Here is a 12,858-nt window from a genome sequence, read left to right on the forward strand (position 1 = left end):
AAAGATGTCCATCCATTCCCTGCCCCGCCAAGCCAGCGCCATTCCGGTCGAGGCGCTGTATTTCCAGACGGATCGCCAGCCCGAGACCCCGGTCCGGCTGCGCCCGCTGACCGCGCTGGAGCAGATGTATGCCTATTGGGGCTCCGACCTGCGGTAGGCGCGCAGGCGCAGGGCGGGTGAATCGCCCACCCTGCCCGGGCGGCCCGCAATTTAGAACTGTTCCAAACTTGACAGTGGCGGGCCGAGGGCGCATATCCGACTGATCCTGTCGGAGACTCATCATGTTCATCCAGACCGAATCCACCCCGAACCCGGCGACGCTGAAGTTCCTGCCAGGCCAGACGGTTCTCGACACCGGCACCGCAGACTTCCCCGGCGCCGAGGCCGCGGCGAAATCCCCGCTTGCCCGGCGCATCTTCGCGGCCGGCGGCGTGACCGGCGTCTTCTTCGGCAATGACTTCGTCACCGTGACCAAGGCCGAGGACGTGGAGTGGCAGCATGTCAAGCCGCAGATCCTGGGCGCGATCATGGAGCATTTCCAGTCCGGCCAGCCGGTGATCGAGGGTGACGGCGCCCCCACCGGCGGCCATGCCGAGCATAGCGGCGAGGATGGCGAGATCGTGCGCCAGATCAAGGAACTGCTGGACACCCGCGTCCGTCCCGCGGTGGCGCAGGATGGCGGCGACATCACCTTCCACGGCTTCGACCGCGGCGTGGTCTACCTGCACATGCAGGGCGCCTGCGCGGGCTGCCCCTCCAGCACGCTGACGCTGAAGATGGGGATCGAGAACCTTCTGCGGCACTATATCCCGGAAGTGCTGGAAGTGCGTCCGGTCGCGGCCTGACGTGATCCTGCCGATCCTCGCCTTCGACACCTCGGCCGCGCATTGCGCGGCCGCTTTGCTCTGGCAGGACGGCCTGATCCTGCATGACGAGGCGATGGAGAAGGGCCAGGCCGAGCGGCTGCTGCCGATGCTCGAGGAGGTCCTGGCCGAGGCCGGGCTGGGCTGGTCCGACCTCAAGGCGCTGGCCGTGGGCACCGGGCCGGGCAATTTCACCGGCGTGCGCATCGCGGTCGCGGCGGCGCGGGGGCTGGCGCTGGGCCTCGGCATCCCGGCGGTGGGCGTCACCCGGCTGGAGGCCCTGGCCCATGGCCTGCCGCGTCCGCTGACGGTGGTCGAGGATGCCCGGCGCGGCGAGGTCTATGTGCAGCGGTTCGACCCCGACGGCGAGAGGCCGGCACGTCTGGCCCCTGCGCTCGCCCCCGTCGCCGGGCCGGTGACCGGATCGGCGGCGGGAGCCATGGCCTTGCCTCCGGCGATGCCGCTGGCCGAGGCCATCGCCCGGATCGCCGCCGCCCGCGCCCCAGGCGCGCCGCCGCCCGCCCCCTTCTACCTGCGCGGTGCCGATGCCGCCCCGCCCGCCGACCCGCCGCCGGTGATCCTGCCGTGAGCCTGCGACTCTCTCTGACACCCCCCATCCCCTCGCCACGAGGGGAGGCGCGAATCCCGGACCTGCGGAAGGACGGGACGGGGGGGCCTGCCGGATGACACCGGAAGACCTCGCCGTCCTTCACGCCCGCTGCTTCACCATTCCCCGCCCATGGAGCGCGGCGGAATTCGCCGGGTTCCTTACCGATCCCCTGGCCTTCCTGCTGGTCGAGGGCGACGCGGGCTTTCTTCTGGGCCGCGCCGTGGCGGGCGAGGCGGAGCTGCTAACGCTGGCCGTCGCGCCCGAGGCCCGGCGGCGCGGGCTGGGCCAGCGGCTGGTCGGCAGGTTCCTCTATCAGGCGCGGCTGCGCGGGGCGGCAAGCGCCTTCCTCGAGGTGGCGGCGGACAACGCCCCGGCGCGGGCGCTGTATGAACGGGCCGGCTTCGCCACGGCGGGACGGCGGCGCGGCTATTACGCCGGTCCGGACGGGGCCTTGGTGGATGCGCTGGTCCTGCGCCGCGAACTGGTCCCGGCCGCAACCTGACCGGATGGTCAGAATTCGAAGATCCCGGACGGAATAACCCTTGACCGTTCCAAGGGAAACGGCCCAACTTCAACCGTGAGTGCCGAGTGTCGACTCTGCTCCCGTCGGGGTGCCGGGCCGCTGGCCGGCATGACGGACAACGACAACCGACCGGGAGCATCCGATGACCTTCATGAAATCCCTGCTGGGCGCCACCGCCATGGCGCTGACCGCCGGCGCCGCCCTGGCCGATCCTGCGATCATCTTCGATCTGGGCGGCAAGTTCGACAAGTCGTTCAACGAGGCCGCCTTCAACGGCGCGACCCGCTGGGCCCAGGAAACCGGCGGCACCTTCAAGGAGTTGGAGATGCAGTCGGAAGCCCAGCGCGAACAGGCGCTGCGCCGCTTGGCGGAATCGGGCGCGAATCCGATCGTGATGACCGGCTTCGCCTTCGGCGACGTGCTGAACACCGTGGCCCCCGACTTCCCCGAGACCAAGTTCGCCATCGTCGACATGGTGGTGGAGCAGCCGAACGTGAAATCGGTCGTCTTCAACGAGCATGAGGGCAGCTATCTGGTCGGCATGCTGGCCGCGCTGGCCTCGAAGACCGGCACCGTCGGCTTCATCGGCGGCATGGACATCCCGCTGATCCGCAAGTTCGGCTGTGGCTATGCCCAGGGCGTCAAGGCGGTGAACCCGGACGCGACCATCGTGCTGAACATGACCGGCACCACCCCGGCGGCCTGGAACGACCCGGTGAAGGGCGCGGAACTGGCCAAGGGCCAGAAGGCCCAGGGCGCCGACGTGATCTATGCCGCCGCCGGCGGCACCGGCGTGGGCGTGCTGCAGGCCGCCGCGGACGAGGGGATCCTGTCGATCGGCGTCGATTCGAACCAGAACTACCTGCATCCCGGCAAGGTCCTGACCTCGATGGTCAAGAAGGTCGACAACGCCGTCTACGAAGCCTTCAAGGAGGGCACCGACCTCAAGCCGGGCCTCAACGTCATGGGGCTGGCGAACGACGGCGTCAGCTATGCGATGGACGAGAACAACGCCAGCCTGGTGACGCCCGAGATGCAGGCCCAGGTCGATGCCGCGGCCGAGAAGATCAAGTCGGGCGAGATCGTGGTGCACGACTACATGGCCGACAACACCTGCCCGGCCGCCACGTGCTACGGCGGCGGGGCAGATGATCCGGGCCGCGCCGGGCCTTGGCGCGGCACGTTTCGCAAGGAGCGCCACCCGCGCGGCAGACGCGGGCGCATCCGGCGGCTGACAGGGGGAAGGCATGGCTGACGGCACGCTCGCCATCGAACTGAAGGGCATCTCCAAGGCCTTCGGTCCGGTCCAGGCGAACAGGGACATCAACTTCGCCGTGCCGCGCGGCACGATCCACGGCATCATCGGCGAGAACGGGGCGGGGAAATCCACGCTCATGTCCATCCTCTACGGTTTCTACAAGGCCGACGCAGGCGAGATCTTCATCGGCGGCAAGCCGACCGCCATCCCCGACAGCCAGAGCGCGATCCGCGCCGGGATCGGCATGGTGTTCCAGCATTTCAAGCTGGTGCAGAACTTCACCGTGCTGGAGAACGTGATCCTGGGCGCCGAGGAGGGGCAGCTCCTGAACCGCTCGCTCGCCAAGGCGCGCGAGGTGCTGGAGGGGCTGAGCCGCGACTATGACCTCGACGTGGACCCCGACGCGCTGATCGAGGACCTCTCCGTCGGCCATCAGCAGCGGGTCGAGATCCTGAAGGCCCTTTATCGCCAGGCCGACATCCTGATCCTGGACGAGCCCACGGGGGTGCTGACCCCGGCCGAGGCCGACCACCTGTTCCGCATCCTGGAAGGGCTGAAGGACCAGGGCAAGACCATCATCCTGATCACCCACAAGCTGCGCGAGATCATGGAGGCGACGGACAACGTCAGCGTCATGCGGCGCGGGACCATGGTCGCCACGGTCAGGACGGCCGCGACCTCGCCCGAGGAACTGGCCGAGCTGATGGTCGGCCGCAAGGTCCTGCTCGAGGTCGAGAAGAAACCCGCCACCCCCGGCGCCGTGGTCCTGAAGGTCGAGGACCTGCGCGTCAGCGACGAGCACAAGGTCGAGCGGCTGAAGGGCGTCAGCTTCGAGATCCGCGCCGGCGAGATCCTGGGGATCGCGGGCGTCGCCGGCAACGGCCAGTCCGAGCTTCTGGCCGCGCTGGGCGGGATGGTGCGGGCGACCGGCAAGGTGACGCTGAACGGGGTCGAGCTGCCGCTTGCGGGCCGGGGCGCGGACGGGCAAAGCCGCCGCCGGGCCGGGATCGCCCATGTCCCCGAGGACCGGCACCACTACGGCCTGATCCTGGACTTCACCGCCTGGGAGAACGTGGCCTTCGGCTATTTCAACGAACCCGAATACCAGAAGAACGCGCTGTTCATGGACAATGCCGCGCTGCGCGAGGACACCCGCCGGAAGATGGAGAAATACGACGTCCGCCCGCCGATTCCGGGCCTTGCGGCGAAAAGCTTCTCGGGCGGGAACCAGCAGAAGATCGTCGTCGCCCGCGAGATGGAGCAGAACCCCGACCTCCTCCTGGTCGGCCAGCCGACCCGCGGCGTCGACATCGGCGCGATCGAGTTCATCCACAACCAGATCGTCGCCCTGCGCGACGCCGGCAAGGCGGTGCTTCTGGTCAGCGTCGAGCTGGACGAGATCATGTCGCTGTCGGACCGGATCGCGGTGATGTTCGACGGCCGCCTGATGGGCTTCCGCGACCCCGACGCGACGGATGAGCGTGAACTGGGGATGATGATGGCCGGAATGGCCGGGCAGGGGGAAGCGGCGTGATGGTTCCTTCCCGGCGGCGGCCCCCCACCCCCACCCCCTCCCCGCAGGCGGGAAGGGGAGGCGCCCGCTCCCTGTGCCTGACGGTTGATGCCGGGCGCCTCCTGGCGGAGGGCCGGGATGGGGAAGCCGCCTCCCGATCGAACGACCGGAGGCTCGCCTGATGGACCGTCTCCCCCGCTGGGCCGACGTGGCCCTCGTGCCGCTGATCTCGCTTCTCCTTGCCGCGATCATCTCGGCGCTGGTCCTGCTGTCGATCGGGCAAAGCCCGGTCGAGGCGTTCAACGTCATGGTGGATGGGGCGCTCGGCTCGGCCTATGGCTGGGGCTATACGCTGTATTACACCACCAGCTTCATCTTCACCGGCCTTTCGGTGACCTTCGCCTTCCACGCCAGCATGTTCAACATCGGCGGCGAGGGGCAGGCGCAGCTGGGGGGGCTGGGCGTGGCGCTGGTGGCGCTGGCGCTGCCCTGGCCGCACTGGACGCTGGCCCTGGCGGCGGCGACCCTGGGCGCGGCGCTGTTCGGCGCGGCCTGGGCGGCGATCCCGGCATATCTCCAGGCCAGGCGCGGCAGCCATATCGTGATCACCACGATCATGTTCAACTACATCGCCGCCGCCTTCCTGGTCTACCTCCTCGTCGACGTGCTGCGCCCGGCCGGGCAGATGGACCCGGCCTCGGCCCGCTTCCCCGAGGGCGCGCATCTGCCGGCGCTGAACGACATTCCCGGCCTGAACCTGATCTTCACCAAGCCGGTCCCGGCCAACGTCACCCTGTTCATCGCGCTGGCCATGGCGGTCGTGGTCTGGGCGATCCTGTGGCAGACGCGGCTGGGCTACCAGATCCGCGCCTTCGGCAAGTCGGAACCCGCCGCCCGCTACGCCGGGATCAATCCGACCTTCATCATCATGGTCGCGATGCTGGTCTCCGGCGCGCTGGCGGGAATGATGAGCGTCAACAACGTGATGGGCGAGGCCGAGCGGCTATTGCAGAACTCCTCGGAAGGGGCGGGCTTCATCGGCATCGCGGTGGCGCTGATGGGGCGGAACCATCCGCTGGGCGTGGTGCTGGCGGCGCTGCTTTTCGGCTTTCTCTACCAGGGCGGGGCCGAACTGGGCCTCTGGACCTCGATCCCGATCGAGATGCGGATCGTGGTGCAGGGGCTGGTGATCCTGTTCACCGGCGCGCTGGACATGATGGTGCGGATGCTGCTGGCCCGGATCTTCGCGCTGTTCCGCAGCCGCAACCCGGGGGTGGCGTGATGGATTACGCAACGCTTCTGCAGCTTCTGGACACCACGCTGCGGCTGGCCACGCCGCTTCTCTTCGCCTGCCTGGCCGGGCTGTTCTCGGAACGCTCGGGCATCTTCGACATCGGGCTCGAGGGCAAGATGCTCGCCGCCGCCATGGCCTCGGGCGCGGTGGCCTTCCTGACCGGCTCGGCCTGGCTCGGCCTGCTGGCGGGGATCGGGGCCTCGCTGGTCTTCGCGGCGATCCACGGCCTCGCCTCGATCACCTTCCGCGGCAACCAGCTGATCTCGGGCGTGGCGCTGAACTTCCTCGCCTCGGGGATCACGGTGCTGGTGGCGCAGGCGCTCTTCGGCCAGGGCGGCCGCACCCCGCCCCTGTCGGGCGCCGCCCGCTTCAACCCGATCACGCTGCCCTTCGCCGACGAGCTGCAGGGCGTCCCCGTCCTCGGCCCGCTCTACCACGAGGTCATCTCGGGCCACGCGCTGCCGGTCTACCTCGCGCTGGCCATGGTGCCCCTGTCCTGGTGGGTGTTGAACCGCACCCGCTTCGGCCTGCGCCTGCGCGCGGTCGGAGAGAACCCGGCCGCGGTGGACACGGCCGGCGTCTCGGTCGTGGGGCTGCGCTATGCCGCCCTGGCGATCACCGGCATCCTCTGCGGCCTGGCCGGGGCCTATATGGCGACCGCGCTGCAGGCGGGCTTCGGGCGCGAGATGACGGCGGGCCGCGGCTATATCGCGCTGGCCGCGCTGATCTTCGCGAAATGGCGCCCAGTGGCCGCGCTCTGGGCCTGCCTGCTGTTCGGCTTCTTCCAGGCGCTCGCCCTGCGCCCCGACGTGGTGCAGGCGGTGGTGCAGGTCAAGGTGCCCGTCCCCTTCCTGGACGCGCTGCCCTATATCCTGACCGTCGTCGTCCTCGCCGGCTTCATCGGCAAGGCGATCCCGCCCCGCGCCGGGGGCGAGCCCTATGTGAAGGAACGCTGAGGCGCTTTCATACTGGTCCAAATATCCCACGGGGGTGCGGGGGTGTGAAACCCCCGCTCCGCCTCCAGCCAGAGGCGATGCCGATGACCGATGCCGCTACCCTTGCCACCCTGATCCGCGCCCGCGCCGGGGATGCCCCCGTCCGCCTCGGTCTGATCCTCGGCTCCGGCCTCGGCCATCTCGCGCATGAGGTGGAGGGGGTCGCGATCCCCTATGCCGAACTGCCGGGATTCCCGCATGTCGGCGTCTCGGGCCACAATCCGCAGCTGCACATCGGCGATCTGGAGGGCACCCGCGTCGCCGTCTTCGGCGCGCGCGAGCATTACTACGAGAACGGCAATCCCCGGGCGATGCTCCTGCCCCTGCAGGTGTTGCAGGCCCTGGGGGCCGGGGCGGTGCTTCTGACCAATGCCGCGGGCTCGCTGCGCGCGGATATCCGGCCGGGCGATCTGATGCTCCTGTCCGACCACATCAACTACAACGGCCTGAACCCGCTGATCGGCGAAAAGACCGACGCCCGCTTCGTGCCGATGACCGAGGCCCACGACCCGGACCTCCGCGCCGCCCTCAAGGCCGCCGCCGCGCGGCAGGGCCTGCCCCTGCCCGAGGGCGTCTACTGCTGGTATTCCGGCCCCTCCTTCGAGACCCCGGCCGAGATCCGGATGCTGAAGCTGCTCGGCGGCGATGCGGTGGGCATGTCCACCGTGCCCGAGGTGATCCTGGCCCGCTTCCTGGGGCTGAGGGTCGCGGCGATCTCGACCGTCACCAACATGGCGGCGGGCCTCTCGGACGAGCGGATCGGGCATGAGCATACCAAGGCGATGGCCCCGCTCGGTGCGGCAAAACTGGAACGGATCCTGCGCGAATACCTGCGCAACCTGACCTAGCGCGCATCGGGGTTTGACTTCGCCGGCAAGACCGCGCAAGCCTTTGAACACTCCGCCCCTTTCCGCCCGAGCCAGCCGTCGCCATGCAGGTCTACCTCCCCATCGCCGAGGTATCGGTCAATGCCTTCCTGATTCTCGGGCTGGGCGGAATCGTGGGCTTCCTGTCGGGGATGTTCGGGGTGGGCGGCGGCTTCCTGATCACGCCGCTCCTGTTCTTCATCGGCGTCCCCCCGGCCGTCGCGGTGGCCACCGGCGCGAACCAGGTCGTGGCCTCCTCGGTCTCGGGCGTGCTGGCGCAGCTCAAGCGCAAGGGCGTGGACTTCACCATGGGCTGGGTGCTGCTGGCGGGGGGCTTCGCGGGCTCGGCGCTGGGGGTCTGGGTCTTCCGGCTGATGACCGAGGCCGGCCAGGTCGACCTGTTCGTCCAGCTGTCCTATGTCGTCTTCCTGGGCCTGATCGGCGCGATGATGTTCCAGGAAAGCCTGCGCAGCATGCTGCGCGCCCGCAAGCCCGGCGGGCCGGTCCGCCGCGCGCATGTCCATTCCTGGGTGCATGGCCTGCCCTTCAAGATGAAGTTCCGCGCCAGCGGCCTCTACATCAGCGTCATCCCGCCCCTGGCCGTGGGCGCGCTGGTCGGCTTTCTCGCCGCGATCATGGGGGTGGGGGGCGGCTTCATCATGGTGCCCGCGATGATCTACCTTCTGGGCATGCCGACCAAGGTGGTGATCGGCACCTCGCTGTTCCAGATCATCTTCGTCACCGCCTTCACCACGGTGATGCATGCCGTCACCAGCCAGTCGGTCGACATGATGCTGGCGCTTCTGCTGATCCTGGGCGGGGTGGTCGGGGCGCAGATCGGCACCCGGGTCGGGGTGCGGCTGAAGGCGGAACAGCTGCGCATCCTGCTGTCGCTCCTGGTCATCGCGGTCTCGGTCCGCATCGCGGTGGACCTCCTGATCGAGCCGGCCGAGCATTACTCGGTCGCCGCGGTGCTGCCATGATCCGGCAGGCGCTTCTCCTCCTGGCGCTGGCCCTGCCGGCCGCCGCGCAAGAGCAGATCGTCGCCGGGATGAGCCAGAACCGCGTCTCGATCACCGCCGATTTCGACGGTTCGGAAATCCTGATCTACGGCGCGGTCAAGCGCGACGCCCCCCCGCCCGAGGGCCGGGGTCCGCTGGAGGTGATCGTGACGGTCGAGGGGCCCTCGACGCCGGTCGCGGTGCGGCGCAAGGACCGCGTGGCGGGCATCTGGCTGAACAACGCCGAGGTGCGGGTGGACAGCGCGCCCAGCTTCTTCGCCCTGGCGACCACCGGGCCGCTGGACCACATCCTGTCGGACACCGACAACCTGCGCTACGGCATCACCATCGAACGGGTGATCCGCGCCGTCGGCATCACCGCCGAGGCGGACGAGGCGGGCGAGTTCCTGCTGGGCCTGCTGCGGGTGCGCACCAACGAGGACCGCTACCGCGTCCTGCAGGGCAAGGTGGAGCTGACCGAGGACACGCTGTTCCGCACCGACATCGTGCTGCCCTCGAACCTGACCGAGGGCGAATACAAGGTCCGCCTGTTCCTCTTGCGCGACCGCAAGGTGATCGCGCACCAGGAGCGGGTGATCGGCGTGCGCAAGGAGGGGCTGGAACGCTGGATCTTCAACCTGGCCAGAGAGCAGCCGCTGCTTTACGGCCTGCTGTCGCTGGTGATGGCCGGGGTTGCCGGCTGGGGCGCCTCGGCCGCGTTCCGGCTGGTCCGGGCCTGAGCGCCGCTCCTCGTTCGACTTCGTCTCCTCGTCGCCAGGGATGCGCCGCGAGGAGTGACGAAGTCATCGACGAGCGGCCGGTCGACAAGCGGGCCGTCAGCCCTTCTTCGCCAGCGCCGCTTCCAGCGCCGCGATCCGGGCTTCCAGCGCCGCGTTTTCCTCGCGCGCCTTCTGGGCCATGGCGCGGGCGGCGTCGAATTCCTCGCGCGTCACGAAATCGCGATCGGCCATCCAGCGGTCGATGAAGCTGCGGAACGCGGTCTCGGCCTCGGTCTTCGCCCCCTGCGCCACGCCCATGGCATTGGTCATCAGCTGGCTCATGTCGTCGAGAAACTTGTTGCGGCTTTGCATGGGCCTCTCCTTCTGCGGGCTGCGTCCTATATGGCCCCGCCCGCCGGCAGGGGCAAGCGCGGTTGACTTCACCGGCCCCGCCCGCGACAAGCGCCGGACGGAGGCCAGCATGATCCCCTTTCCCGACATCTCGCCCACCCTGTTCGAGATCGAGCTTTTCGGCTTCACCCTGGCGCTGCGCTGGTATGCGCTGGCCTATATCGCGGGGCTCCTCTTCGGCTGGTGGATCATCCTGCGCGCGGTCCGCAATCCGCGCCTGTGGTCCGGCGCGCCGCCGCTGACCCCCGAGCAGGTCGAGCGTTTCCTGACCTGGGCCGTCTTCGGCGTCATCCTGGGCGGGCGGCTGGGCTATGTGATCTTCTACGACCCGCAGACCTACATCGCCGACCCCCTGCAGATCGTCCGGGTCTGGGAGGGCGGCATGGCCTTTCACGGCGGCTTTGCCGGGGTGGTCGTCGCGGGCCTGATCTTCTGCCGGCGCGAGAGGATCCCGATGCTGTCGCTGGGCGACCTCTTGGCCATGGCCGCGCCGGTCGGCCTCATGCTGGGCCGGCTCGCGAACTTCGTCAACGCCGAGCTTTGGGGCCGCCCGACCGCGCTGCCCTGGGGCGTGATCTTCCCCGGCGAGGCGGCGCAAAGCTGCGAAGGCGTCGTCGGCCTCTGCGCCCGCCACCCCAGCCAGCTTTACCAGGCCGCGCTCGAGGGGCTGCTGCTGGCGCTGGTCCTGATCTGGCTGGCCTTCCGGCGCGGCTGGCTGAAGCGGCCGGGCGCGTTGATGGGGCTGTTCCTGGCCGGCTACGGCCTTGCGCGCTTTCTGGTGGAATTCGTCCGCCAGCCCGATGCGCAATTCGTCTCGCCCGGCAATCCGGTCGGCTGGGCGCTGCAATTCGGCGGCTACGGCCTGACCATGGGCCAGATCCTCTCGCTGCCGATGATCGCGGCCGGCCTGTGGTTCGTGCTGCGCGCCCGATGACGCCGCTGGCGCGCCTGCTGGTCGAGCGTATCCGCGAGGGCGGGCCGATCCCGGTGGCCGACTACATGGCCGAGTGCCTCCTGCATCCGCTGCACGGCTATTACACCACGCGCCAGCCCTTCGGCGCGGCCGGCGACTTCACCACCGCGCCCGAGATCAGCCAGATGTTCGGCGAACTTGTAGGCCTCGCCCTGGCCCAGGCCTGGCTGGACCGGGGCGCGCCCGATCCCTTCACCCTGGCCGAGCTGGGGCCGGGGCGCGGCACGCTGATGGCCGACATCCTGCGCGCGACGCGGGGGGTGCCGGGCTTTCACGCCGCCGCCCGGCCGGTGCTGGTCGAGGTCTCGCCCCGCCTGCGCGAGGTGCAGGCGCGGACGCTGGCCCCCCAGATCCCGCTCTGGCTCGACCGGGTCGAGGATCTGCCCGACCGCCCCCTGTTCCTGGTCGCGAACGAATTCCTGGACGCCCTGCCGATCCGCCAGTTCCAGCTGACGCCCGAGGGCTGGCGCGAGCGGCTGGTCGGGCTGGCCGAGGGGGCGCTGGCCTTCGGCCTCTCGCCGCCCCTGCCGCAGGTGCCCGACAGTCCCGCCTTCCGCGCCGCAAGGCCGGGCGATCTGGTGGAGCATTGCGCCCCGGCCCGGGCGGCGGCGGCGGCGGCGCTGGGGCCGGTCCTGCGCCACGGCGGCGCCGCGCTTTTCATCGACTACGGCGGCTGGCGCTCGAACGGCGACACGCTGCAGGCCCTGCGCGCCCATGCCTTCGATCCCGTTCTGGCCCATCCCGGTCAGGCCGACCTGACCGCCCATGTCGATTTCGAGCCGCTGGCCGCGCTGGCCCCGGCCCATGCCTACACCACGCAAGGCGAGTTCCTGCGGCGGCTCGGCATCGGGGTCCGGGCCGAGAGGCTGGCGCGGAACCTGACCGGCGCCGCGCTGGAAAACCACCGGGCGGCGCATCGCCGCTTGACCGATCCCGCAGAAATGGGTTCGTTGTTCAAGGTGCTGGCCCTGACCCGCGCCGACTCCCCCGTGTTACCCGGATTTGGCCCCTGATGCATTCGACGCTGGAGATCATCACCTCGGACGCGCTGGACACCCGCCACGGGTTCTTCACCCGCAAGGGCGGGGCCTCCTCGGGCATCTTCGCGGGGTTGAACTGCGGCATCGGCTCGTCGGACCAGGCCGAGATCGTGGCGATCAACCGCGCCCGGGTGGCCGAGGCGATGGGCGTCGCGCCCGAGGCGCTGGTCACCCTGCATCAGGTCCATTCCGCCAGGGCGATTCCCGTCACCGGCCCGCGCACGGATCGCCCCGAGGCCGATGCGCTGGTCACCGCAACACCGGGGGTGCTGCTTGGCGTGCTGACCGCCGATTGCCAGCCGGTCCTGTTCCATGACCCGAGGGCGCGCGTGGCGGGGGCCGCCCATGCTGGCTGGCGCGGCGCGGTGGACGGCGTGCTGGAGGCGACCGTCGAGGCGATGGAGGCGCTTGGCGCGCGCCGGGCCGACATCCGCGCAGTGATCGGCCCGACGATCAGCCAGGCCGCCTATGAGGTCGGGCCGGAATTCGTCGACCGTTTCCGCGACGAGGATCCCGAGGCCACGCGCTTCTTCGCCAATGGCGCGGGCGACCGTCTCCTGTTCGACCTGCCGGGCTACGGCCTCTGGCGGCTGCGCGCGGCGGGGGTGGGCCATGCGGAATGGACCCGGCACTGCACCTACCGCGACGCGGCGCGCTTTTATTCCTTCCGCCGCACCACCCATGCCGGCGAGGCCGACTACGGCCGTCTGATCGCGACGATCCGTCTCTGATTCAACTCGAACGGGCATGAAAATGCACCGTTTCGCCCCAATCTTTTCCGCATCCTCGCCG

Annotated in this window: 14 protein-coding genes and 1 pseudogene; 14 read left to right on the top strand and 1 reads right to left on the bottom strand. The window is 69.7% G+C overall.

Annotation, left to right across the window (positions count from 1 at the left end; all coding sequences use genetic code 11):
- The first annotated feature begins 4 nt into the window (after positions 1 to 4).
- From ACE3UA_RS15090 to ACE3UA_RS15140, 11 genes and pseudogenes are all read left to right on the top strand, one after another.
- Positions 5 to 157: a hypothetical protein gene (locus ACE3UA_RS15090; RefSeq protein ID WP_374646539.1), complete on the top strand. Its 153-nt coding sequence runs from the start codon at positions 5 to 7 to the stop codon at positions 155 to 157.
- Between the two features lie 124 nt (positions 158 to 281).
- A complete protein-coding gene (locus ACE3UA_RS15095; protein WP_374646541.1) occupies positions 282 to 845 on the top strand; it encodes a NifU family protein in 564 nt (187 codons plus the stop codon).
- 4 nt (positions 846 to 849) lie between these two features.
- The gene (tsaB, locus tag ACE3UA_RS15100) at positions 850 to 1,452 is read left to right on the top strand and encodes a tRNA (adenosine(37)-N6)-threonylcarbamoyltransferase complex dimerization subunit type 1 TsaB (protein ID WP_374646606.1); all 603 of its coding nucleotides are present in this window, start codon (positions 850 to 852) and stop codon (positions 1,450 to 1,452) included.
- Positions 1,453 to 1,546: 94 nt separating this feature from the next.
- Positions 1,547 to 1,975: a GNAT family N-acetyltransferase gene (locus ACE3UA_RS15105; RefSeq protein ID WP_374646543.1), complete on the top strand. Its 429-nt coding sequence runs from the start codon at positions 1,547 to 1,549 to the stop codon at positions 1,973 to 1,975.
- Positions 1,976 to 2,138: 163 nt separating this feature from the next.
- Positions 2,139 to 3,125: pseudogene (locus tag ACE3UA_RS15110) on the top strand (BMP family protein); the annotation flags it as partial.
- 118 nt (positions 3,126 to 3,243) lie between these two features.
- Positions 3,244 to 4,788: an ABC transporter ATP-binding protein gene (locus tag ACE3UA_RS15115; RefSeq protein ID WP_374646545.1), complete on the top strand. Its 1,545-nt coding sequence runs from the start codon at positions 3,244 to 3,246 to the stop codon at positions 4,786 to 4,788.
- A gap of 160 nt (positions 4,789 to 4,948) precedes the next feature.
- Positions 4,949 to 6,049, top strand: a complete 1,101-nt coding sequence (locus ACE3UA_RS15120; protein ID WP_374646547.1) for an ABC transporter permease — start codon at positions 4,949 to 4,951, stop codon at positions 6,047 to 6,049.
- A complete protein-coding gene (locus tag ACE3UA_RS15125; protein WP_374646549.1) occupies positions 6,049 to 7,017 on the top strand; it encodes an ABC transporter permease in 969 nt (322 codons plus the stop codon). The genes ACE3UA_RS15120 and ACE3UA_RS15125 overlap by 1 nt, the downstream gene beginning before the upstream one ends.
- 83 nt (positions 7,018 to 7,100) lie before the next feature.
- On the top strand, positions 7,101 to 7,904 hold the full coding sequence (locus ACE3UA_RS15130) for a purine-nucleoside phosphorylase (RefSeq protein ID WP_374646551.1): 804 nt from the start codon (positions 7,101 to 7,103) through the stop codon (positions 7,902 to 7,904).
- 83 nt (positions 7,905 to 7,987) lie between these two features.
- On the top strand, positions 7,988 to 8,905 hold the full coding sequence (locus tag ACE3UA_RS15135) for a sulfite exporter TauE/SafE family protein (protein WP_374646553.1): 918 nt from the start codon (positions 7,988 to 7,990) through the stop codon (positions 8,903 to 8,905).
- Positions 8,902 to 9,663, top strand: coding sequence for a TIGR02186 family protein (locus ACE3UA_RS15140; RefSeq protein WP_374646555.1), 762 nt, complete (start codon positions 8,902 to 8,904; stop codon positions 9,661 to 9,663). Before ACE3UA_RS15135 ends, ACE3UA_RS15140 begins: the two co-directional genes overlap by 4 nt.
- A 96-nt stretch (positions 9,664 to 9,759) precedes the next feature.
- On the opposite strand, the gene ACE3UA_RS15145 is transcribed toward ACE3UA_RS15140, so the two are convergent.
- Positions 9,760 to 10,014 (bottom strand): accessory factor UbiK family protein, encoded by a 255-nt coding sequence (locus tag ACE3UA_RS15145; protein WP_197642574.1) that lies wholly within the window; start codon positions 10,012 to 10,014, stop codon positions 9,760 to 9,762.
- Positions 10,015 to 10,123: 109 nt separating this feature from the next.
- On the opposite strand from ACE3UA_RS15145, the gene lgt reads away from it, so the two are divergent.
- From lgt to pgeF, 3 genes are read left to right on the top strand one after another with little or no spacing between them, the layout of a single operon-like run.
- A complete protein-coding gene (gene lgt, locus ACE3UA_RS15150) occupies positions 10,124 to 10,987 on the top strand; it encodes a prolipoprotein diacylglyceryl transferase (RefSeq protein ID WP_374646557.1) in 864 nt (287 codons plus the stop codon).
- Positions 10,984 to 12,039 carry a class I SAM-dependent methyltransferase gene (locus tag ACE3UA_RS15155; RefSeq protein WP_374646559.1) on the top strand — a complete coding sequence of 352 codons (1,056 nt, stop codon included), beginning with the start codon at positions 10,984 to 10,986 and terminating at the stop codon, positions 12,037 to 12,039. The genes lgt and ACE3UA_RS15155 overlap by 4 nt, the downstream gene beginning before the upstream one ends.
- The gene (pgeF, locus tag ACE3UA_RS15160; protein WP_374646561.1) at positions 12,039 to 12,797 is read left to right on the top strand and encodes a peptidoglycan editing factor PgeF; all 759 of its coding nucleotides are present in this window, start codon (positions 12,039 to 12,041) and stop codon (positions 12,795 to 12,797) included. Before ACE3UA_RS15155 ends, pgeF begins: the two co-directional genes overlap by 1 nt.
- Positions 12,798 to 12,858 lie beyond the last annotated feature (61 nt).

This window comes from Tabrizicola sp., assembly GCF_041919135.1.
In the GTDB taxonomy this organism is placed as follows: domain Bacteria; phylum Pseudomonadota; class Alphaproteobacteria; order Rhodobacterales; family Rhodobacteraceae; genus Tabrizicola.